14 protein-coding genes and 1 tRNA gene are annotated in these 19,623 nt (G+C 45.7%); 5 read left to right on the top strand and 10 right to left on the bottom strand.

The genetic code is table 11. The features are described from left to right. Window positions 1-12: 12 nt before the first annotated feature. Window positions 13-720: a head GIN domain-containing protein gene (locus tag JT717_RS12675; RefSeq protein ID WP_205510839.1), complete on the top strand. Its 708-nt coding sequence runs from the start codon at window positions 13-15 to the stop codon at window positions 718-720. Between the two features lie 28 nt (window positions 721-748). On the opposite strand, the gene JT717_RS12670 is transcribed toward JT717_RS12675, so the two are convergent. The 3 genes from JT717_RS12670 to JT717_RS12660 all read right to left on the bottom strand — a co-directional run bounded on the left by JT717_RS12670 (window position 749) and on the right by JT717_RS12660 (window position 1,919). After that, the gene (locus tag JT717_RS12670; RefSeq protein ID WP_205510838.1) at window positions 749-1,015 is read right to left on the bottom strand and encodes a hypothetical protein; all 267 of its coding nucleotides are present in this window, start codon (window positions 1,013-1,015) and stop codon (window positions 749-751) included. Window positions 1,016-1,424: 409 nt separating this feature from the next. Next, on the bottom strand, window positions 1,425-1,679 hold the full coding sequence (locus tag JT717_RS12665) for a GIY-YIG nuclease family protein (RefSeq protein ID WP_205510837.1): 255 nt from the start codon (window positions 1,677-1,679) through the stop codon (window positions 1,425-1,427). 168 nt (window positions 1,680-1,847) lie between these two features. Beyond that, window positions 1,848-1,919 (bottom strand) — tRNA-Met (locus tag JT717_RS12660). Window positions 1,920-2,156: 237 nt separating this feature from the next. On the opposite strand from JT717_RS12660, the gene era reads away from it, so the two are divergent. The 3 genes from era to JT717_RS12645 all read left to right on the top strand — a co-directional run bounded on the left by era (window position 2,157) and on the right by JT717_RS12645 (window position 6,405). Then, window positions 2,157-3,026 carry a GTPase Era gene (gene era / locus JT717_RS12655; RefSeq protein ID WP_205510836.1) on the top strand — a complete coding sequence of 290 codons (870 nt, stop codon included), beginning with the start codon at window positions 2,157-2,159 and terminating at the stop codon, window positions 3,024-3,026. Between the two features lie 18 nt (window positions 3,027-3,044). Beyond that, the gene (der, locus tag JT717_RS12650) at window positions 3,045-4,361 is read left to right on the top strand and encodes a ribosome biogenesis GTPase Der (protein ID WP_205510835.1); all 1,317 of its coding nucleotides are present in this window, start codon (window positions 3,045-3,047) and stop codon (window positions 4,359-4,361) included. 184 nt (window positions 4,362-4,545) lie between these two features. Beyond that, window positions 4,546-6,405 (top strand): hypothetical protein, encoded by a 1,860-nt coding sequence (locus JT717_RS12645; RefSeq protein WP_205510834.1) that lies wholly within the window; start codon window positions 4,546-4,548, stop codon window positions 6,403-6,405. A 136-nt stretch (window positions 6,406-6,541) separates the two neighbouring features. Here JT717_RS12645 and JT717_RS12640 read toward each other — a convergent pair whose 3' ends face one another. The 4 genes from JT717_RS12640 to mgtE all read right to left on the bottom strand — a co-directional run bounded on the left by JT717_RS12640 (window position 6,542) and on the right by mgtE (window position 15,023). Beyond that, window positions 6,542-8,782, bottom strand: a complete 2,241-nt coding sequence (locus JT717_RS12640; RefSeq protein ID WP_205510833.1) for a DUF4954 family protein — start codon at window positions 8,780-8,782, stop codon at window positions 6,542-6,544. 158 nt (window positions 8,783-8,940) lie between these two features. Further along, the gene (glmS, locus tag JT717_RS12635) at window positions 8,941-10,782 is read right to left on the bottom strand and encodes a glutamine--fructose-6-phosphate transaminase (isomerizing) (RefSeq protein WP_205510832.1); all 1,842 of its coding nucleotides are present in this window, start codon (window positions 10,780-10,782) and stop codon (window positions 8,941-8,943) included. A 338-nt stretch (window positions 10,783-11,120) separates the two neighbouring features. Then, window positions 11,121-13,544, bottom strand: a complete 2,424-nt coding sequence (locus tag JT717_RS12630) for a S9 family peptidase (protein WP_205510831.1) — start codon at window positions 13,542-13,544, stop codon at window positions 11,121-11,123. A 96-nt stretch (window positions 13,545-13,640) separates the two neighbouring features. Further along, complete coding sequence (mgtE, locus tag JT717_RS12625; protein WP_205510830.1) at window positions 13,641-15,023, bottom strand: magnesium transporter; 1,383 nt, start codon at window positions 15,021-15,023, stop codon at window positions 13,641-13,643. A 221-nt stretch (window positions 15,024-15,244) separates the two neighbouring features. On the opposite strand from mgtE, the gene JT717_RS12620 reads away from it, so the two are divergent. Continuing rightward, window positions 15,245-15,628, top strand: a complete 384-nt coding sequence (locus JT717_RS12620; RefSeq protein ID WP_205510829.1) for an SET domain-containing protein — start codon at window positions 15,245-15,247, stop codon at window positions 15,626-15,628. Between the two features lie 52 nt (window positions 15,629-15,680). Here the strand turns inward: JT717_RS12620 and JT717_RS12615 are convergent, their stop codons facing one another. The 3 genes from JT717_RS12615 to JT717_RS12605 form a co-directional block, all read right to left on the bottom strand. Further along, window positions 15,681-17,183, bottom strand: coding sequence for an outer membrane beta-barrel protein (locus JT717_RS12615; protein WP_205510828.1), 1,503 nt, complete (start codon window positions 17,181-17,183; stop codon window positions 15,681-15,683). Beyond that, window positions 17,164-17,754: an RNA polymerase sigma factor gene (locus tag JT717_RS12610; protein WP_255552954.1), complete on the bottom strand. Its 591-nt coding sequence runs from the start codon at window positions 17,752-17,754 to the stop codon at window positions 17,164-17,166. The genes JT717_RS12615 and JT717_RS12610 overlap by 20 nt, the downstream gene beginning before the upstream one ends. A gap of 302 nt (window positions 17,755-18,056) precedes the next feature. Beyond that, window positions 18,057-19,487, bottom strand: coding sequence for a DUF4403 family protein (locus JT717_RS12605; RefSeq protein ID WP_205510827.1), 1,431 nt, complete (start codon window positions 19,485-19,487; stop codon window positions 18,057-18,059). Window positions 19,488-19,623: the final 136 nt, after the last annotated feature.

Below are 19,623 nucleotides of genomic sequence, written 5' to 3'. Positions count from 1 at the left end.
CAAATGAACACTATGTTGAAGGCATTGATAACGCCTATTTTGTTATTTATCAATCTTCTGGCCCTTTGCCAGGAGAAAGTGATCTATGACGCCAACGTGGAGAAACGCCTGGTAGGTGGTTTTAACTCTATAAGGGTCTCCGACGGGATCGACCTGTACCTGTCGCAGGCGGCTGAAGAAGGGGTGGCGGTAAGTGCTGCTGAGACTGGTGATCGGGATAGAATAAAAACCGTTGTGGAAGATGGCGAGTTGAAGATCTATCTTGACAAAGGATGGAACTGGCGAAATAAAAGATTGACGGCTTATGTAGCTGTGCAATCGCTGTCAAAACTGAGGGCAACTGGTGGTGCAGATGTCATTGTCAAAGGAAAATTGAGCTTTGACAAGCTGGAAATGTCCTTAGCAGGCGGAAGTGATTTCAATGGCGAAATAGCCGTTACTGATCTTACGGTTCATCAAAGTGGCGGATCTGATGTGCACATTAAAGGTACTGCCGTAAATGTAAGGGTAGAGGCCAGCGGCGGCAGTGATTTTAGCGGATATAGTTTGAATGCAGACTATGCGATTCTGCAGGTGAGTGGCGGAAGCGATGCAACCATAACTGTTCATAAGGAAATGGCTGCAGAGGCCAGTGGCGGCAGCGATGTGCATTATAAAGGAGACCCGGTGATCAAATATAAATCAGCCAGCGGCGGCGGAAGTGTTTCAAAAAGAGGATAAGATATTACATCTAAAATATATTAATCCTTTACAGATCCTTGAAGAAGTCTTCCGGTTTGATATCCAGTCCGTGTAATACTTTCAGGAAGGTGCTTAAATACATGTCGCCACCAGCTTCGTAACGGGTCATAGCGCTTCTTGAAATATTGATCTCATATGAAAAGCTCTCCAGCGTTGTTCGGGCCTGGCGTTTATTCTTCAGTAGTTTTCCAATTCTGTTTAGCATCTTCTCGGTTTCGGCAGCAGAGAGTTCCTGGGCGATGGGCCTCCGGCCTGTCGGTTTACGTTTTCGCATGTACGCAATTAAGATAGGATTCCCTTATTTTAAAACCCCTGAAAAGGGGGCGCTAAGATATATGTCTTATAATAAATGTCCTTAAAAAAGTACAGGGAAATAAAAAAATTGTAACTTTAATAACGGATAACCGCTGTTAAGTAATGGTTGAATTATTTAATATCAACTATACTATACTGTTTGCGGTAGGTTCATGATGCACGCTAGAGCTTTGTTGCCTTACCTCCACATCACAAATTCAGATAATACAAGCACTACATTCCAGAAAGGTGACGGGGAAACTATTATCCCTGATGATGTTCGATGTTAAAAAGGAAAAGGCGATGACGACCCGCTTCTTTATGGAGCGGGTTTTTTATTTGGTGGGAGTAAGGTCGAAGGTGCGTCTGCCAGCTGGCGGATATGAGCCCTATTGAGATCGTTGTTGTATGAGTTCGCGGATAAACCCTCTGCCGGCAGCAGATTTTAATTCCTGCTCCCTTTTCATTGCACTTGGTTTATCGCTAAAGCTTTCTGTATAAATAATACTCCAAGGCCGGAACTTGATGGTCCAGCCTTTAGTGCCTAATTCATTATGCGATTTGAATCGGTTTTCGAGATTGTTGGTGTAGCCAACATAAATTTTGTCGAATCGTGCCGAGTATAAAACGTAGACTATATACATAAAAAAGGCTTCTTTTCAGAAGCCTTTCCAAAGTTGCGCGGGCAAGGATCGAATGTGCGTCCGCCAGCTGGCGGATATGAGCCCATTCACTAGCTACTTCCGCGCAAATAATAATTCGTATCAATTAGATGCAATAAAAAAGGCTTCTTTTCAGAAGCCTTTCCAAAGTTGCGCGGGCAAGGATCGAACTTGCGACCTTCGGGTTATGAGCCCGACGAGCTACCGCTGCTCTACCGCGCGATATAATATTTTCAATTTTTATTTCAAGAACTCATTGTCGAAATAGCCCCCCTCAATCTTAACATTTTCTTTAGCTTCAAACCCAGCCTTTCAACACCAATTTTCGAACCTCCAACCTTTCTTTACCTTAGCCGTGACGACCCTTCTTCGTTAATTGGGTTGCAAAGATAAAGATATAAATCATTGCCACCAAACAAATTTTAATCTTCTACCTTTGCAGGAATTTTAATGTCAATAATGAAAGCGGGTTTCGTAAGCATATTTGGCCGCCCAAACGCGGGAAAAAGTACCTTGCTCAACGCTCTGATGGGCGAGAAGCTGGCTATTGTATCGCCCAAGGTGCAAACTACCCGCCATCGCATCAAAGGCATTTTAACCGAACCGGAATACCAGATCATCTTTTCCGATACGCCCGGCATCATTGAACCAAAGTACAAGCTACAGGAAAAAATGATGCAGGCGGTTAAACAAGCCCTTGAAGATACCGACGTGGCTTTATTGATGGTTGATATTAATGACAATCACGAAGAAGTAAACGGCATTTTTGAAGCCTTGCGTTTAAAAGTTCCGGCCATCATCGTCATCAATAAACTCGATGAAGCGTCCAGCGCAAAAAAAGAGGAGGTGTTTACTTTCTTTGGATCCAGGCCCTATTGCAAGGCACTTGTGGGCACCTCGGCCCTTAATAAAACAGGGTTGCAGGACCTGATCGAAGCCATCCTGAAATTTCTGCCCGAGAACCCGCCGTTTTTCGAAGGCGATGAAATGACCGATCTGCCTACCAGGTTCTTTTGCGCAGAAATGATCCGGGAAAAGATCTTCTATTTATACCAGGAAGAAATTCCCTATCATACCACTGTTATTGTGAATGAGTTCAAAGAGAAGACTACGCTGGTAAAGATCAGCGCTGATATAATCGTGAACCGGGAAACCCAAAAGGGTATTTTGCTGGGCCAGGGCGGAAAAATGATCAGGCAATTGGGAACTGAGGCGAGAAAAGACATCGAACATTTCCTAGGACAAAAAGTGTTTCTGGAACTGTTTGTGAAAGTACGGCCCAAGTGGCGCGATAATGACTATATGTTAAAAGAATACGGCTATCACTAATAATATTTGAGCAACATTATGGCAGGTTTTACAGTAGCAATTGTAGGAAGACCCAATGTAGGGAAAAGCACCTTTTTTAACCGCTTGCTTGAGCAGCGTAAAGCAATCGTGGATGATGTGAGCGGTGTAACCCGCGACCGGCAATATGGTGTGGCCGACTGGAATGGTAAAACATTCAACATCATAGATACCGGCGGTTTCGTTCCCGAGAGCGAGGAGGTCTTTGAAAAAGAGATCGCCAAACAGGTAATGATCGCTGTAGAAGAAGCGAATGCCATATTGTTCATGGTAGACGCTGCCACCGGCATTACCGACCTGGATGAATCCATGGCCGATGTGTTGCGCCGTACGGCCAAGCCGGTATTCCTTGTGGTGAATAAAGTAGATAACCATGAGCGTTTGCTGGAGGCTACTGAGTTTTACGGACTCGGCTTCGATAATATCTTTTTCCTGTCTTCAATGAGTGGCAGTGGTACGGGCGAACTGCTCGATGCCGTTTCTGCATTGATCACCGATGAACAGGTTGCTGCTGCAGAAGCTGCAGAGGCCCTGCCCAAATTTGCCATTATTGGTCAGCCGAATGTAGGCAAATCGTCGCTGCTGAATGCCTTGATAGGGCAGGAGCGCACCATAGTGAGTGATATTGCCGGTACTACCCGCGATACCATTCACACCCATTATAACTTATTTCAGAAAGAGTTTATACTCATCGATACTGCAGGGATCCGCCGGAAGACAAAAGTGCATGAAGACCTGGAATTTTATTCTGTGATCAGGGCTATTAAAGCCATGGATGAAGCAGATGTATGTTTATTGTTATTGGATGCCGAAAAAGGGATCACCCAACAAGACCTGAACATATTCAGTTTGGCCGTACGGAAGGGCAAGGGCATTGTGCTGTTGGTGAATAAATGGGATATGATGGAAAAGGCCACCAATACAGCGCGGGATTATGAAAATGAATTGAAGAAACGCATCGCGCCTTTCACCGACGTACCCATCATCTTTATTTCTGCGCTGGAAAAACTGCGGATCCATAAAGCCATTGAAATGGCGCTGGAAGTATATGATAACAAACAACGCAAGGTGCCTACTTCAGAATTGAATGATATCATGCTGAAAGCAATAGCTGCTTATCAACCACCTGTTGTACGCGGCAATCCGATACGTATTAAATATGTAACGCAGTTACCGACACATGTACCTTCATTTGCTTTCTTCTGCAATTTTCCCGACGATGTAAAGCAGCCGTATAAGAACTATCTCGAGAACCAGTTGCGTCAGCATTTTAAGTTCACGGGCGTACCAGTACGCATCTTCTTTAGAAAGAAATAATCGATCCTCAACATTGTAATTTTGAATATAATTTTAGCACCGGTAACGGTGCAGAATTATATTATTCATACACTGATGTTACACTAACAGACATTCGAAATAATTGTAATCTTTTTGTTGGTTGAAATAATTAATTCTTTACCTTCGATCCCGGGCTCTACAAAGTAGCATAAACTTTACTGTTATGCCTACAAAAACATTGTTGCTTACTTTGCAACCACTGCTTTATCTTCTCCTTCTAATGTATGTTCCCTCCTTTGCGCAACGCCGATGGGATGGTGAAGCCGGAAATGGCCAGTGGATGACAGCGCAGAACTGGACAGGCGATGTGACCCCGGCTATATCAGATGATGTGATCCTTGATAATACCTTTATTACCGGCGCTTATACCGTTACCTTGCCTGGTGGTAGTAGCAGTGTACAGGTACGATCAATAGCCATTACGCCGGCTTCAGGTAATACCATTGAATTAATACTCCCAGCTGCTAACACGGCCATTCCTGCTTTTACCATGTCTGGCGCCACCTATGGAATGGTGATCGGCAATGGTGGCATTTTTAGAAATGCATCCGGTGCCGACAATGGTTTGCCTGTGTCAATAGCTGATTCGCTAAGAATTCAGAATGGCGGCCGGTATATCCAAAACAGTGCCGGCAGCCATGCCGCGATCGTAGCCGTTCTGTCCAAAGCGCCCGGTACTGAAGAGGGCATTTTTGAATTTGACATACCAACTGCTTCCAGCACCCTTTCCCTGAGTGGCCGTACCTATGGTAAACTGGTGTTATCGGCCAATGCCATGAATGGAACAGTTACTTACTCGGGTTCTGGTATTAATACAATTACGGTAAGAAGCGACCTGCTTGCAGGCACAGGAGTGACCTTCAGCCTGAACTTTGCCGATACATTGTTCATAGGGCGTGATCTTATCCAAGAGGGCGGAACCATTAATCTCGGCAATACTGCCCGTACGCTGGTCACTGTGATCGGCAGGCACCTGGTACAAGCTGCTACCGCATTAATTTGTGAAACAGGCACTGGTTTCCCGGAGATCGTATTCGGCGGCAATGTAAATCAACACATCGATTGTAAAGGGATCATTAAAGACAGCATTGCTGTAAAAATGAATAATGCCAGCGGCGCCACGCTCATGGCCCCCTGGTCATTGCCTTATTTATTAAACCTGGCTAATGGAAAAATAATTACTTCAACGGGTAATCTCTTAAAGTTGCTTCCTGGTTGTGGTATGGTGGTTGACAGCTTATCGAACAAGAGTTATATTGATGGACCGCTTCGTAAGGAAGGCCTGTCTGCCACCAGCCATTTTTTATTCCCGGTTGGAAAAGAAGGCGTCATGCGATGGCTTGCTTTGAAAAATGGTAACGGCCATTTCAATGTAGAATTTTTTAACAGTAATCCGCAGCAGATCAGTAATACGTACGGTTCAGGCATCAATCAAATTTCTCCCGTCGGATACTGGACTGTTCAGGGCGAAACCAGCACTCCGGCGTCGGCTTCCCTTGAATTATCATTTAATGGCCCCAACAGTGGCGTAGGCACCAATCTTACAACGGCAAGGGTTGCCAAACTTGACAATAATGTATGGTTAAATTACGGTAACACCGGTTTTACCGGTACTGCCGGTTCGCGTGGATCTGTAGTGAGTAATAATGTCACTTCCTGGAGTTCGGCTCCTGAACTTTTTACCCTGGGAAGCAGTGTTCCCGTTGAAGGGCCGCTTACAGTCAGTAATAATCCAATGGCGGCTAACAGAAATAATGCAGTAAATGATAATACAGGCCCCTTGCAATTATTGGCTATTAGCAACTCCAATGCTCAGCTGCTTTCTTGCCGCGCATCTCAGAAAACGCAGGCAAAGCTTTGTATTGTCGATAATAATGGCAGGATCGTGAAAGTGATCAATAGGAGTATTGAACGTGGGTTGAACCATTTGCCACTCGCACTGCCAGGCTTGCCCTCAGGTATCTATAGCATTTACGCTTTTACGCCTAAAGGACCTTCGAATATATTGCGGTTTGTTAAGTAACAGGTTGAGTCAAATCAGTAACGATTCAAATCTGTCAATAAATTAAATGAGTCAAATTAATCACAAAGTCAAAGCATTTGACCGTTATGACTAATTTGACTCATTTGACCCTTTGACTAATTCGACTTATCGCCCTTTAGGCAACTTTCAATTTATTCGGCTTGTCCAGTTTTAATTTAGACACCAACTGTTGAATATGCTTTTTGTATTCTTCCAGTGCTTCTTGTTCCTGTTTGATAAAGCTGTTGTCTTCCAGCTTTCCCACTACCTTGTTCATGGCTTCGGTTGATTCATATACCATCTTGCGGAAAGGATTGCGGTAATCCTTGGCGCGTGATTCATAGATCTCTTTCACCATCCATTCCCTGGTATGAATGCTTTGCTGCAACAAGCTCTTGATAATGGCCGGACTGGCTTTTTTCAGATTGATATCAAATACCTCTTTTACGGCAGCCATGGCATGGGCCAGCTTTTCCATGGGGTAGTTTTTCCCTTGTTGCACATAAAAGGCATGTACTGCTTCCCAGTCCTTGATCTTACCGGCAACGATCTGTTTGTTGAGTTTATCAATTTCTGAGCGAAGGATCAATTGTCCGCCTACGTTCATCCATGGAGCGATGACCGCTTTTGATGGCAGGCTTTCGATCAATTGTTCATGGGTTTTAATGTTATTGATGCCGATATGCTCCAATAACTGTTGGGTTAGGTAATACATTACCAATTCCCTGAACAAATGATACGCTTTCATTACCTTTAGAATTCGTACCGGCCGGCGGGTGTTCTCAAAATCATCGGCCAGAATATCCAATTCATTCACAACCGGATCATTCGTATCGAGCAATGCCTGGCCAATGGCAATCATCTCGTCGTCGCTCATTTTTTTATGGTTGCCTTCCCGCTTCAACCAGGCTTTGCCGGTAAATTTCTGCAACAGGGGCAATGCCTGCAGCACATCGTTGATTGAATCAGGCGCCAGGAAATTGAATTCCAGGTGCTGGGTCTTATCAATGCGTTTATCGCGGTCAACATATTTCCAGGAATTGCGGGCCAGGGCGTACATATTATACATGAACCAATAGGCCGGCATCACTATCAGCTGATCATTACAAAGATCATTACTCACCAGTGAGAATGGAAGCTGAATATTTAGTTCCGCAGGATAGTCGCCTTTGGTGAGTATGGTATAGCAGGCAAATTTTGAATTGTGCTTCAGGCTCACACAGAGTCCGGGCCAGAAGCCCCGTCCGGCAACGATCTCACCATCCGGGCTGCGGCTGTTGTGGTTAGAACCCACAGTAGCGCCTGCCGCCATATTGCTTTGTCCCTGGATCAGCGCTGCACATAAGAATGAATTGTTATGGTGCTGCTCATGCGAAGGGAAGATAAGGGAGTTCAACACTTCACAACAGGAAATAGTAGAGTTATCGCCCAGGTAAGAGTTGATCAACCTGGCCCCGTATTTCAATTGTGAATGCGATGCCAGCACGAAACGTACGGCTTTTACGCCATAGAACAGCCGGCATCCATAACCGATGATACCATTCACCAGCTCGCAACCTTCACCCACCTGGGTATTGGCTTCGCTGGAAGAATTAATGGTTACGTTCTTTATCTTGTTGGCGCCTTTCAAATAAGCATCGGTGCCAATCTTCACGTCTTTGATGATACGGCAGTTCTTGATAACGGTTCGGTCGCCAATAGTGCCGTAATAACCACGGAGCGCATCAAATTTCTTCTCCGTGAATTCCTTAAAACGGTTCAACAGTTTATCATCGTCGCGGAAATAGGTCCATAAAAATGCATCACCCGGCAAAATGCCGTCGAATGGCAGAATGCTGCGGCCTGCATTTTCATTACACAATTCCATCCAGATGCGGATGTTCTCCGGTTCGCCTTCTTTTAATATACCATTACCGAATTTCGAGTGATCGGTGGTTGCAATTTCATTACAGTTTACCAGCATCACGTCGTTGCCGATGATGTAATGGGAGATGTAATTCACGTTATCTACTACTACATTATCGCCAAAATCGCAGCTGATAACGGTACTGTTATAAAAGCCTACCGGGCGGCGAAGATTATGATATTCGAGATAGTAAGGTTCCAGTTTGCCAATGCGTACCAGTCCAAAGAACTTACAGTTCTGCACCAGTTCTGCATTGAATGCATCGGATACCAGCAGGTTGTTCCAGTTGTCAGATGTATTGCGGTTGCGCACCAATACTTCAATTTCATAGGCAGACAAGTGGCGGTAATGGATCCCGTTCTTTACCTGTTTATTGCGCAGATAGTATTCATCTTTCCCCTTGGGTAAATAAGGCGCCGGAATGAAGTCGTACCCTAACGAATTGAGCGGTTTGCGATTGATTTCATTCATTTGCTATAATTATGAATGTAAAACAGATTTGTGCATATTTGATAGCGAATAAGAAGGCTAGTAGCTAGTGGTAAATGGCTAGCGGGGTTTCCTGCTTGCCACTCGCTGCTAGCTATTAGCCTCGTTCATATAATAGCATTGCATTCACTATTATTCAATTACTCAACAGTTACCGACTTAGCTAAGTTTCTTGGTTTATCTACATCCAGTCCTTTGGCAACGCCAATGTAGTAGGCCAGCAATTGTAATGGAATAACACTGAGCATGGGAGCAACCAGCTCATCTGCTGCCGGTACTACAATTACATCATCGGCCATTTTAGTAATTACGTCATCACCTTCGGTGATCACGGCTATCACTTTTCCTTTCCGTGCTTTTATTTCCTGGATATTGCTGATGATCTTTTCGTGGTAAGAATCTTTAGTGGCGATAAATACTACCGGCAGATTTTCATCAACCAACGCGATGGGACCATGTTTCATTTCTGCGGCAGGATAACCTTCTGCATGAATATAAGAAATTTCCTTCAGCTTTAAGGCGCCTTCCAGGGCGATAGGGAAATTGTAACCACGGCCCAGGTACAGGAAGTCACGCGCATCTTTATATTTATAAGCCAGCTGTTTAACAGCTTCTGCCTGTTGCAGCGCAGCCGGTATTTTTTCAGGAATAGCTTGTAACTCATTCAACAGATGCAGGAAGCGTTTATTGTCGAGGGTGCCTTTTTCGTAACCCAGTTGCAGGGCAATAATGGTGAGCACCGCCAGCTGGGCAGTAAAGGCTTTGGTACTGGCAACGCCAATTTCTGGACCGGCATGCGTATAGGCGCCTGCGTGTGATACGCGGGCAATAGAAGAACCTACCACGTTCACAATGCCGAAGATCAGGGCGCCCTGTTCTTTGGCTTTTTCAATAGCAACCAGCGTATCTGCTGTTTCGCCGCTTTGTGATATGGCAATGATCACGTCGCCTTTTTGCACGATCGGGTTGCGGTACCGGAACTCCGATGCATATTCTACCTCCACCGGAATACGGCATAATTCTTCAATAATATATTCGGCGATCAATCCGGCATGCCAGCTGGTACCGCAGGCGATGATGATGATGCGCTGGGCATTTTTAAGTTGTTCGATGTTGCTTGTTACGCCCGACATGGTAATGGTTCCATTCGCTGCATCTACCCGGCCGCGTAAGCAATCGAATACAGTGCTTGGTTGTTCAAAGATCTCTTTCAACATGAAATGATCGTAACCGCCTTTTTCAATGGCAGCGAGTTCAAGATCGAGCTGTTGAACAAAGGGGGTGATCTTTTCATTACCCAGGTTCTTCAAAACAAGTTCATCGGGTTTTATGATGGCCAGCTCATAGTCGTTAACGTACACTACCGTTTTAGTGTATTCTATGATAGGAGATGCGTCGGAAGCAAGGAAATGCTCATCGCGATTTTTACCAATACCTATTACGAGCGGGCTTCCTTTACGAGCTGCGATCAGGGTATCGGGGTTATCCTGGTCGATCAGGATGATGACATAAGCGCCTACTACGCGTTTCAGGGCAATACGTACTGCTTCTTCGAGGCTGCATTGGTTGTTCAGCTGAATGTCTTCAATGAATTTCAACAGTACTTCGGTATCGGTATCGCTAATGAAGTTGTATCCTTTCTTTTGTAACTCGCTCTTTAACTGGTTATAATTTTCAATGATCCCATTGTGGATCATTGCCAGTTTTCCGTTTTCTGATAAATGGGGGTGGGCATTGCGGTCGCAGGGTTCGCCATGGGTAGCCCAGCGGGTATGGCCAATACCAATGTTCGCCTGCAGATCTTTACCAACTAGCGTATCTTCCAGGTCGGCCACTTTACCTTTTTTCTTGTATACATTCAGGCCGCCATTCAACAGGGCAACACCAGAACTGTCGTATCCACGGTACTCTAGTCTTTTTAATCCTTTTAAGATGATCGGGTAAGCTTGCTTGTTTCCTATATATGCTACAATTCCGCACATAATTACAGGGTTTTAATTTAATATTAAGTGTTGAGCCAACAGTTTACTGTTGTGTTTTGAGTTAAATATGTTGTGTTGCCGTAATCCGCAAACGGTTGCGCAATATTATCAAAAAAATAGCCATATGCTGCGCAAAAAGACGCAAGGTTAACATACCATTTTAGTAGTACGCTAAACGGTTAATGTTTAACGCTTAACGCGAGATACCACCCGCCGGTCCCAGCGCTTCTTGCCACCAGTTCAAGTAGCAGTTATCACCTGCCGCCAGGCGAAGCGCTTTGGGTTGCGTGCTGCGTTTCGCGTTCTGCATTCCGCATTTCAATAAAAGGAAAAATGGATTAATTCTTTAGCCGGGTTTCAAATAGCCGGAAGATCCGCTTGTATTCATCAGTCCAGCTTTCAGGCTCAATAAAGGCATGATCTTCCATCGGATATACGGCCAGTTCCCAGTTGTCTTTACCAAGTTCTATCAGACGCTGTGTGAGACGCACAACATCCTGGAAGTGAACATTTACATCGATCATTCCGTGGCAAATCAGCAAATGATCCTGTAAGCCTGATGCAAAGTTTATGGGAGAGCTGCGACGATACGCAATGCTGTCATTAAAAGGTTCATTTAAAATATTGGAGGTATAGCCGTGATTGTAATGTGCCCAATCGGTAACGGGCCTTAATGCGGCTCCGGCCCCAAATATACGAGGTTTTGTGAATAATGCCATTAAAGTAATAAAACCGCCATATGATCCTCCATATACGCCAATATGCTGGGGATTTACACCGAGTTGCTGAACCAGGTACCGGGCGCCATCTTCAATATCATCGAGGTCTTTACCGCCCATATAGCGGTATATGCCGGTACGCCAGTCGCGGCCATAACCGGCGCTGCCGCGATAATCGATATCGAGCACCGTATAGCCGTTATCGGCCAGCAGATTGTGGAACATATATTCACGGAAATAACTGCTCCACCATTTATGGGCATTTTGCAAATAGCCGGCGCCATGTACAAAGATCACGGCTGGTTTACTGGCATGAGCCTGCGCGGGCCTGAAAAGCCGGGCATATACCTTCGCACTGTCGCGGGCCGTGAATGTGATCAATTCAGGATCGCGCCAGTTATATGATCTGAACTCATCGCTCTGCGCCATGGTGGTCACCTGTACGGGTTTGAGTTTGGCGTTGCCGCCTGCCGCCTGATTCGGTTGCAGGTACAATTCCCAGGGCTTATTGCTGTATGAATGCAAAAAAGCGATCCATTTTTCATCGGGCGATAACTTTACCTGGTTTGAACCGGTAAGCGTTGTTATGCGTTCTGCCTGACCGCCGTTTACCGGCAGGCGATAAAAATGCTGCTCACCGGGATGTACTTCATTGGTGGTGATATAAAAGTATTTCTTATTGTTCGACAGCTGGGTGTTATGCACTTCATAATTGCCACTGGTGAGTGCTTTCTTTTCTTTTGTTTTAACATTGATGGTATATAGATGCGAATAACCGCTTGCTTCTGACTGAAACCAGAACAGCTCATCATTTACCCAGTCTGAATTAAATACAGGGAATCCGCCGGCGCTGGGCCCGCCGATCCACGCTTCATCGCTTTGCCGGTCGAGCAGCGATAAACGGCCTGTTTCGCCATCCAGTAATAATAACCAACGGTCTTTATTATCCTGTGCCCGCACTTCTACCACGGCATAATTAGCGGTGGGCGCCCAATTGGTGTTTATAAAATTCACCGCACGCAATGACGGGTTCCTGCTTTTTTCGGCATACAGGGCCGGGTAATCTTTTAAGTATGCCGGCAGGTCACGAATGCCCGGTATGGAGTCTGTCTTCACAGTGAGCACCGTATCTTTTTCGGTATCGAACACAAACAATTCCTGGGTGTTTTGTGGTGCGCCCACTTTGGTGCGCGCCGCAAGATCTTCAGTAAATCCGCTTTCGGTAACATAACTGGGTACAATGGTCGTTTTGCCGGCAGCGGTAGCGACCAGGCGATACGAAATAAAGCGGCCATTGTTACTGATCGTAAGCAATGACATGGTCTTGCCATCGAGCGGAATGGCGCGCACTATCTTTTCCTTCGCAAATTGCTTTACCATCGAATCGGCCTGGTCTTTCTTTTGTTTACGCCTTTGCAGCACCACAGAGTTTTCCAGCGCTTCCTGTTGTAACCACTTTTCCTGCCGGTTGCTGCCCGACTGGTTTCCTTTATCAGCGGTGGCGGCTTGATTGCCCCGTGATGCAAGCGCGGGGCTAGCAGCCGTTTGAAAGTTTGTGAGCTGGGTAGTAGCCCCGGTTTGTACATCCCAGGCCCAGGCATTTTGTTCGCGGAGGTACACTATTTTCTGGTCCTGGAATGAGAACAGCGGGTTGGCTTCAACAGCAACGGTTTGCGTTACTCGCTGCCGGATGCCGGTTTTTACAGAAAAGAGAAAAATATCCCCTTCCTGCACATACACATATTGATCGCGTTTGGAATTATATTTTATCTGGTTGTCTGCGATGGCTGTTTGGCGGAAGGCCTGGGTGGATTTCCGGGGCGTTATGGCCGTAGGTGTTATATAATAAATAGAATCTGCGGCTGCTTTTTCGGGGTTCCAGGTAAACAGCAGGTATTTTCCGTCGGCTGTCCATTGCAGGTTAGCGGGGGAGGTACCCATCCATTTGGGGTCGCGCATGATCTTTTCTACCGTTAATGGACTCAGCTGGCTATAGGAAATAAGGACTGGCTGTAACAACAGCAGCAGCAGCAATTTTTTCATACCGGGAAATTATAAGAAAACCCGAAAGAATAATGACCTCAATTTGATGAGTGGTATTTTTTCCATCCTGGTCATTTACTGTTCTATACGCCCTGTTTATAGCAGGATCCCGCTCAAAAATAAATAGGCAACAGAGAAATAGATCACCAGTCCGGTTACGTCTACAAGGGTAGCTACGAACGGCGCCGAGGAGGTAGCCGGGTCGGCGCCCAGTTTTTTCAAAATGATGGGCAGCATAGAGCCTGAAATGGTGCCCCAGAGCACAACGCCAATTAAGGAGAACCCAACTGTACTGCCAATAAGCAGGGTATGGCTCCCATAGGTATGAAAGATGGCATTCCATAAGGCCACCCTGATGAAACCGATAAGGCCAAGGATGGTGCCCAACATGATACCCGAGGTGATCTCTCGCCGCATGACCCGCCACCAGTCGTTAATGGTGATCTCTCCAACGGCCATGGCCTGGATGATAAGCGTGGAGGCCTGCGAGCCGCTATTTCCGCCGCTTGAAATGATCAGGGGAACAAAGAGGGCCAGCACCACTGCTTTGGCGATCTCATCTTCAAAATAACCCATGGCCGTAGCTGTAAGCATTTCACCCAGGAACAGCACGATCAGCCATACCACCCTTTTCTTAAAAAGTTTCATAATGGGCATTTCGAGGTAGGGTTCATCCAACGCTTCCGTACCCCCGATCTTTTGAATGTCTTCACTGAATTCTTCGTTTGCAACCCACAGCACGTCGTCGATGGTCACAATGCCCAGCAGGATGTTCTTATCATCTATTACCGGCAGGGCCACGCGGTTGTTCATTTTAAAGGTTTGATTGGCTACTTCCTGGTCGTCGTTTACATGCAGGGTTATATAACGGTAATCGATAATTTCATCTACTTTTTTTTGCGGGTTGGTGAGAATGATCTCGCGGATACGCATATCGTCTACGAATTCGCCGCGTTCGTTCACCACATAGATCACATCGATGGTCTCACTATCCTTACCAACCTCACGAATGTGATCCAGTACCTCCTGTACCGTCCAGTCAACGCCAACGGCAATATAATCGGGCGTCATCAGCCGGCCTACGCTGCTTTCGGGGTAGCCGAGCAGCGCCAGGGTTACCCGGCGTTCGTCGGGGTCAAGCAATTTAATAAGCTCTTTTACCACTTCACTGGGCAATTCTTCCAAAAAGGCCGTGCGGTCATCCGCAGGCAGCTCGTTCAACAGCTCGGCCGTTTTGAAAGGCTGTAGTTCCTGGATGATCGCCTTTTGCGTGGTCAGGTCAAGGATCTTGAACACACTGGCAGCCCGGTGAATACTCATATTGCCAATGATCTGGCTCGAGTATTCAGGGAATTCATTGATCAGTTCAGCCACTTCGCTGATATTCTGGTCGTTCAGAAATTCCCGCATCTGTAATACATCTTCCTGACGGATCAGGTGCAGGAATTGATCTCTGGCATTTTCAGTTTCCAAGCTCATGGGCCAAATTTAGTCAATAAGCAATAGACAAATAGCTAATGTGCTAATTTGCTAATGGGCAAATTAGCCAATGAAATATGATGCAGCATGCATGTAATTGGCAAGATAACCTGAATGCCTGAAAAAAATCGGCAACCTTGCACTTTGTCAATTGCCAATTACCAATTGCCTTCTGCCAATTGATTATCTTGTGCCCCGTAATTGAAATAATACAAACCCTCATGATACTGCCTTGTTTGTATATAGCGCCCACCCCCAAAATGGGGCGTGGCGTTTTTACATCAGAAAAACTAAAAGCACGTACTGTTATTGAAATTGCCCCGGTGATCGTATTATCAAAGGCCGATCGAAAACTCATTGATCAAACAACCTTGTACAACTATATCTTTGAATGGGGCGACGACCACGATCAATGTTGCATGGCGCTGGGTTATGTGCCTGTGTATAATCACTCCTATAGATCGAACTGCGAATACGAAATGGATTACGAGAATGATCTTATCTCCATTAAAACCGTGCGGGCGATCAGGGCAGGTGAGGAACTGTTCATTAATTACAATGGAGAATGGAACAATGAAAAAAAGTTGTGGTTTGAAGCCATATAAAACTGCCGGCCATAAATGACCGGCAGGGTGTTAGTTTTATGTGGTGTGCAGGCTATTTCCGGTTGTCTGGTTTTTTTGAGTGGAAACTGGGTTTGTACTTCAGCGTAAAGAAAATACCATAACTGTTCATGCGCATACTGCCTGTTCCCAACCCTTTCAACGGTACTCTTAAATAAGGTTCCGCCTGAATCGAGAAATTTCTTCCCAGGGAGCGCTCGAAACCCAGCGACAAATTCCAGATGGAAAACAGATAGTTTGAATTGCTGTCTGTATTCAATGGCACAGGATAGGGGTTCCCGCTCCAGGATGTATAATTAAGGGTGTAATTTTCTTTATCCATCAGGTAAGTAGATAAACCGGTACTCACAAACCAACGGCGTTTCTCGTTATAGGAAACATCGTACCGTACATTCACGGGAATTTCCCACATAGAGCAATTGCCTTCCACATCCTTAAGCGGCCAGTTCCCCCAGTTTGATTTATAATGAAAATACTGGCTATCGGCCTGGTAGTATTTTTTAGTATACAATACCCCGGTATTTACCGACCAGTGGTTCGAGAGGCGGTACCCCAGCTGCAAACCTAAAATATAACCCGTCTTATACAATGGACCAAAGGATACTGCGCTTTTATCCGGACCAGCCACCAGGCCTATTTCGAATGGTTGTTTTATCTCGTTTTTTTTGCGGTCCTGTTTTTTAACCGGCTGCTGCACCTGGTCTTTTACCGAATCAACCGGTGATGCAGGTAACTTATTTTCTGCTTTGGCAGTGGCCGGTGGATCATTGGCCGGCGGGGTAGTTGTTGCGGTGTTCTGGTCGCCTTCAACAGGTTCCGCAGCAGTTGATCGATCTTCGGCTGGAATTGGTGCATCCAACGCGGTTTTACTACCTTGAACAGGATCACCTGCCCTTTTATATCGATCGGTGCTTGTTTGTTGCTGTTTACCCTTTCCCCGCGATGACCTGGTGGAAGATGTTTTGTTCTTTCCGGCGTTTACAGGCGGAATCGTGGCGTAATTCATGGTGAGCGGATTTCTGTGAACACCCGCTGTATTGGTTAGCTTTTGCTTTTTTGCATCGCCCGGTTTGGTAACAGCTTGTCCGCTGTTCTTATCAGGAGTAGATGCCGATGTGCCGGCAGGAGCGGGTTCGATGCGGCCGTTTGTATTAATTTTTGAACTGGTGCCTGATGCCGCGGGTACCTGATCAACAGAGGGCTGTGACCGCGAATATGCTGGTTTGCCGGCATCCGGGTTTTGAGTAGCCTGGTATTCCTGCCCGTCAGTATTATCCGCTTTCGGAGCAATGGAGGAAGCATTTTTTGCCAGTGGTGTTGCAGGCCGGTATGTTAAAAGGGCGGTTACAGCACCGCCGGTTGTAAGGGTAATGAAAAGCAGCCAGAACAAAAAGCGGCGCTTTTTCTTCTTTTGGGGCAATTCTTCATCCAGGCGCTTTTCCAGATGGGCCCATCCAGAAGCGCCTGAATCCACCTCGAAGCGGTCTGCAGCTTCGCGGCTTATACGGTCTAGGTCATTATCGTGGAGGGGTTGCATACGTTTTTACCAAGTTTTTGTTGTTCAAAAGTTTTCTTAGGTTATCCCTGGCTTTCGACAGGTTGGATTTTGAGGCGCCGACTGAAATACCGAGTGTTTGTGAAATTTCTTCGTGGCTAAGCCCTTCGATCACAAATAAATTGAAGACAGCCCGGTACGCCGGCGAAAGTAAGCGGATCGCTTCAATAATCTCTTTATAAGATAACATATCAATACCATTCTCACCCTGGTCGGCAATGGTCTCCGATTCATGCGTAAGCACATGGCCGTTGACCGATGCATTTGTTTTTCGGTAATGATCGATACAGGTATTTATAAGGATTCGTTTGAACCACCCCTTCAACGACAACAAGGTATCTTCCTGACGGGTTTCATCAAACTGGTGAATGTTTTTGAAGAGTTTTACAAAGCCCTCATTCACAATTTCTTCGCATTCCTCCATCGCATTGGTATAGCGGTAACAGATCTTCATAGCAAAGCCCCGGAGAAGGTAATACAACTCCTTTTGACTGTTCCGATCATTTTTGCGACAGCCACTCAATAAAGAGGAAATGTTTGAGTTATCTAGCAAGGGTGTTGGTTTGCGGGAATATTTCTTTGCTAACTAATTGTTTTTCATAACTCAAAGGTTATTACGAAGGAACCTGCCGGCGGGTTGCCTGGTACTGGACAATTTTAAAACAGGGATTCTCTTATAAAGGTATGACTTTGGGCTTTTTTGTAATGTATCCGTGGTATAAAACTAAGGTTTGAAGCAGGAGGTAAGAGAACCCTATTACCGAAATTTTTTATTTTATTTGGCCTTCAGATATTTGAATAGCTGGGATTTGGAAAGGGCTGCCCGAACCTTCCGAGCTTCCGGCTTCGTACTTCCTACTTCTTGAGCATACTTACCGGTGGCTGACCGATGAGCATAAGCGTGCCACGGATATAGGCTTGCACCTGGATGTAATCTTTTTGCGGAAGCAGTCCCACCAACCTGAACTGCTGAAAGGTGCCGGAAGTGCTCATCCAGGGCGTTACCGTTTGATTCAACCGCGCCTCGATCACTTTTTTGTTCTTTTCAATAAGGGCTGCAATGTCGAGTACCGACTGGTTGGCCAGTTGTTTCATGATCTTTTTCCGGAACAGGGCCTTGGCAATGTTGATCATCATATCTTTTGTGTCAAGCGCGAAGGTGACGTCGGGCATACTCAGTACCTGCTTTTCTGCATCGAGAATAGGCGTGCCCGTCAAATGCAATACACCTTTGCGGTTACCGCTAAAAGAAACATCTACCTGAATTTTGCCTTCATTGGTACCCCCGATCTTTACATCCTTGATCACAAAGGTCCTTCCTTCCACTTCAAATGGTTTGTTAACCAAACTGTCGGTCATCAGCTTATTAAAGAAACTGTATTGGTACACAGCATCGAAGTAGGTGCTGATACCGGTGGAATACTCCGAAGTATTAATAGGCGGCAGGGCGGCGTTTGTCACCAGTCGTGAGCTGTCTGAAGAAAATTTCGGTTGCCCGCTGTAACCGATGGAGAAATACAATGTATCCTTGTAAACATTGAATTTACTCACCCGTAATTCCGATGGATTGAGATTTAAAAATCCATAGGTACTGATGGGCATCACACGGCTGCCGCCGGAGCGCCAGCGGCGCAGGAGCTCATTATCGTTCAGGGTTTGAACGAACTTGTCGAAGCTGCCGCAATAGCTCTCGATTGAGGCCTTGATGCTGTCCATGATCTCACCGGTGAGATCGTTTTGCATGAGGGTCACTTCGCATTTATCGAGCGGTTCGATCTTATCTAATTTTGTAGCAGTGATCACCTGGTGGTTGGGCAGGACCGTAAGGGTAGAGCTGATATTCAGATCAACGCGGCGCAGTGGTTCGCTGCCGAATCCACAACTGCCGCTCACCCAGGGCGTTACCTGTTTATCGAATGAACAAACCGTTTTACTGCCGGCGATCTGGTAATTGCCGCGAAAGCCTATTGTTACTTTATTATTAACACAAGAAAAACTAAAGGGCGAGCGTACGAAACGGAATTTATAACGGAAATCACAACCCGACTGGGTATAATTGGGCCATTTGTCGTTGGTGAATTCTTTAGCAGTGCCTGAATCCATCATTGCCAGTAATGGCTTCATATATATCTTAAATGGGATATTTATTCTGGAAGCTGGTAATGCCGGTAGAAGTCGCGATGGTGTTTCTGCAGTAGGTTGAATAAATGTTTTTTTGCTGCTGGTACAGGCAGTTATACTGATCAGAAAAACTACTACAGGCAGGAACCGGGAAATTTGTTTCATAGTGCGAAGAAAGTTTCTATTATTCAAATATAAGGCCGAAGTAAAAGGGAATTTCTGATTTCTGATTTCTTGATTTCTTGATTTCTGATTTCTTGATTTCTCGATTTCGGGATTTATTGAACGTTTAAACCGCTTA

The sequence above is a fragment of the Longitalea arenae genome, from assembly GCF_016924755.1.
Lineage (GTDB): Bacteria > Bacteroidota > Bacteroidia > Chitinophagales > Chitinophagaceae > Niastella > Niastella arenae.
This window is presented reverse-complemented; position numbering and strand designations above follow the sequence as displayed.

Coding starts and splice junctions, on each gene's coding strand:
- JT717_RS12675 (WP_205510839.1), top strand. CDS start 13: ATGTTGAAGGCATTGATAACGCCTATTTTGTTATTTATCAATCTTCTG.
- JT717_RS12670 (WP_205510838.1), bottom strand. CDS start 1,015: ATGCGAAAACGTAAACCGACAGGCCGGAGGCCCATCGCCCAGGAACTC.
- JT717_RS12665 (WP_205510837.1), bottom strand. CDS start 1,679: ATGTATATAGTCTACGTTTTATACTCGGCACGATTCGACAAAATTTAT.
- era (WP_205510836.1), top strand. CDS start 2,157: ATGAAAGCGGGTTTCGTAAGCATATTTGGCCGCCCAAACGCGGGAAAA.
- der (WP_205510835.1), top strand. CDS start 3,045: ATGGCAGGTTTTACAGTAGCAATTGTAGGAAGACCCAATGTAGGGAAA.
- JT717_RS12645 (WP_205510834.1), top strand. CDS start 4,546: ATGCCTACAAAAACATTGTTGCTTACTTTGCAACCACTGCTTTATCTT.
- JT717_RS12640 (WP_205510833.1), bottom strand. CDS start 8,782: ATGAATGAAATCAATCGCAAACCGCTCAATTCGTTAGGGTACGACTTC.
- glmS (WP_205510832.1), bottom strand. CDS start 10,782: ATGTGCGGAATTGTAGCATATATAGGAAACAAGCAAGCTTACCCGATC.
- JT717_RS12630 (WP_205510831.1), bottom strand. CDS start 13,544: ATGAAAAAATTGCTGCTGCTGCTGTTGTTACAGCCAGTCCTTATTTCC.
- mgtE (WP_205510830.1), bottom strand. CDS start 15,023: ATGAGCTTGGAAACTGAAAATGCCAGAGATCAATTCCTGCACCTGATC.
- JT717_RS12620 (WP_205510829.1), top strand. CDS start 15,245: ATGATACTGCCTTGTTTGTATATAGCGCCCACCCCCAAAATGGGGCGT.
- JT717_RS12615 (WP_205510828.1), bottom strand. CDS start 17,183: ATGCAACCCCTCCACGATAATGACCTAGACCGTATAAGCCGCGAAGCT.
- JT717_RS12605 (WP_205510827.1), bottom strand. CDS start 19,487: ATGAAACAAATTTCCCGGTTCCTGCCTGTAGTAGTTTTTCTGATCAGT.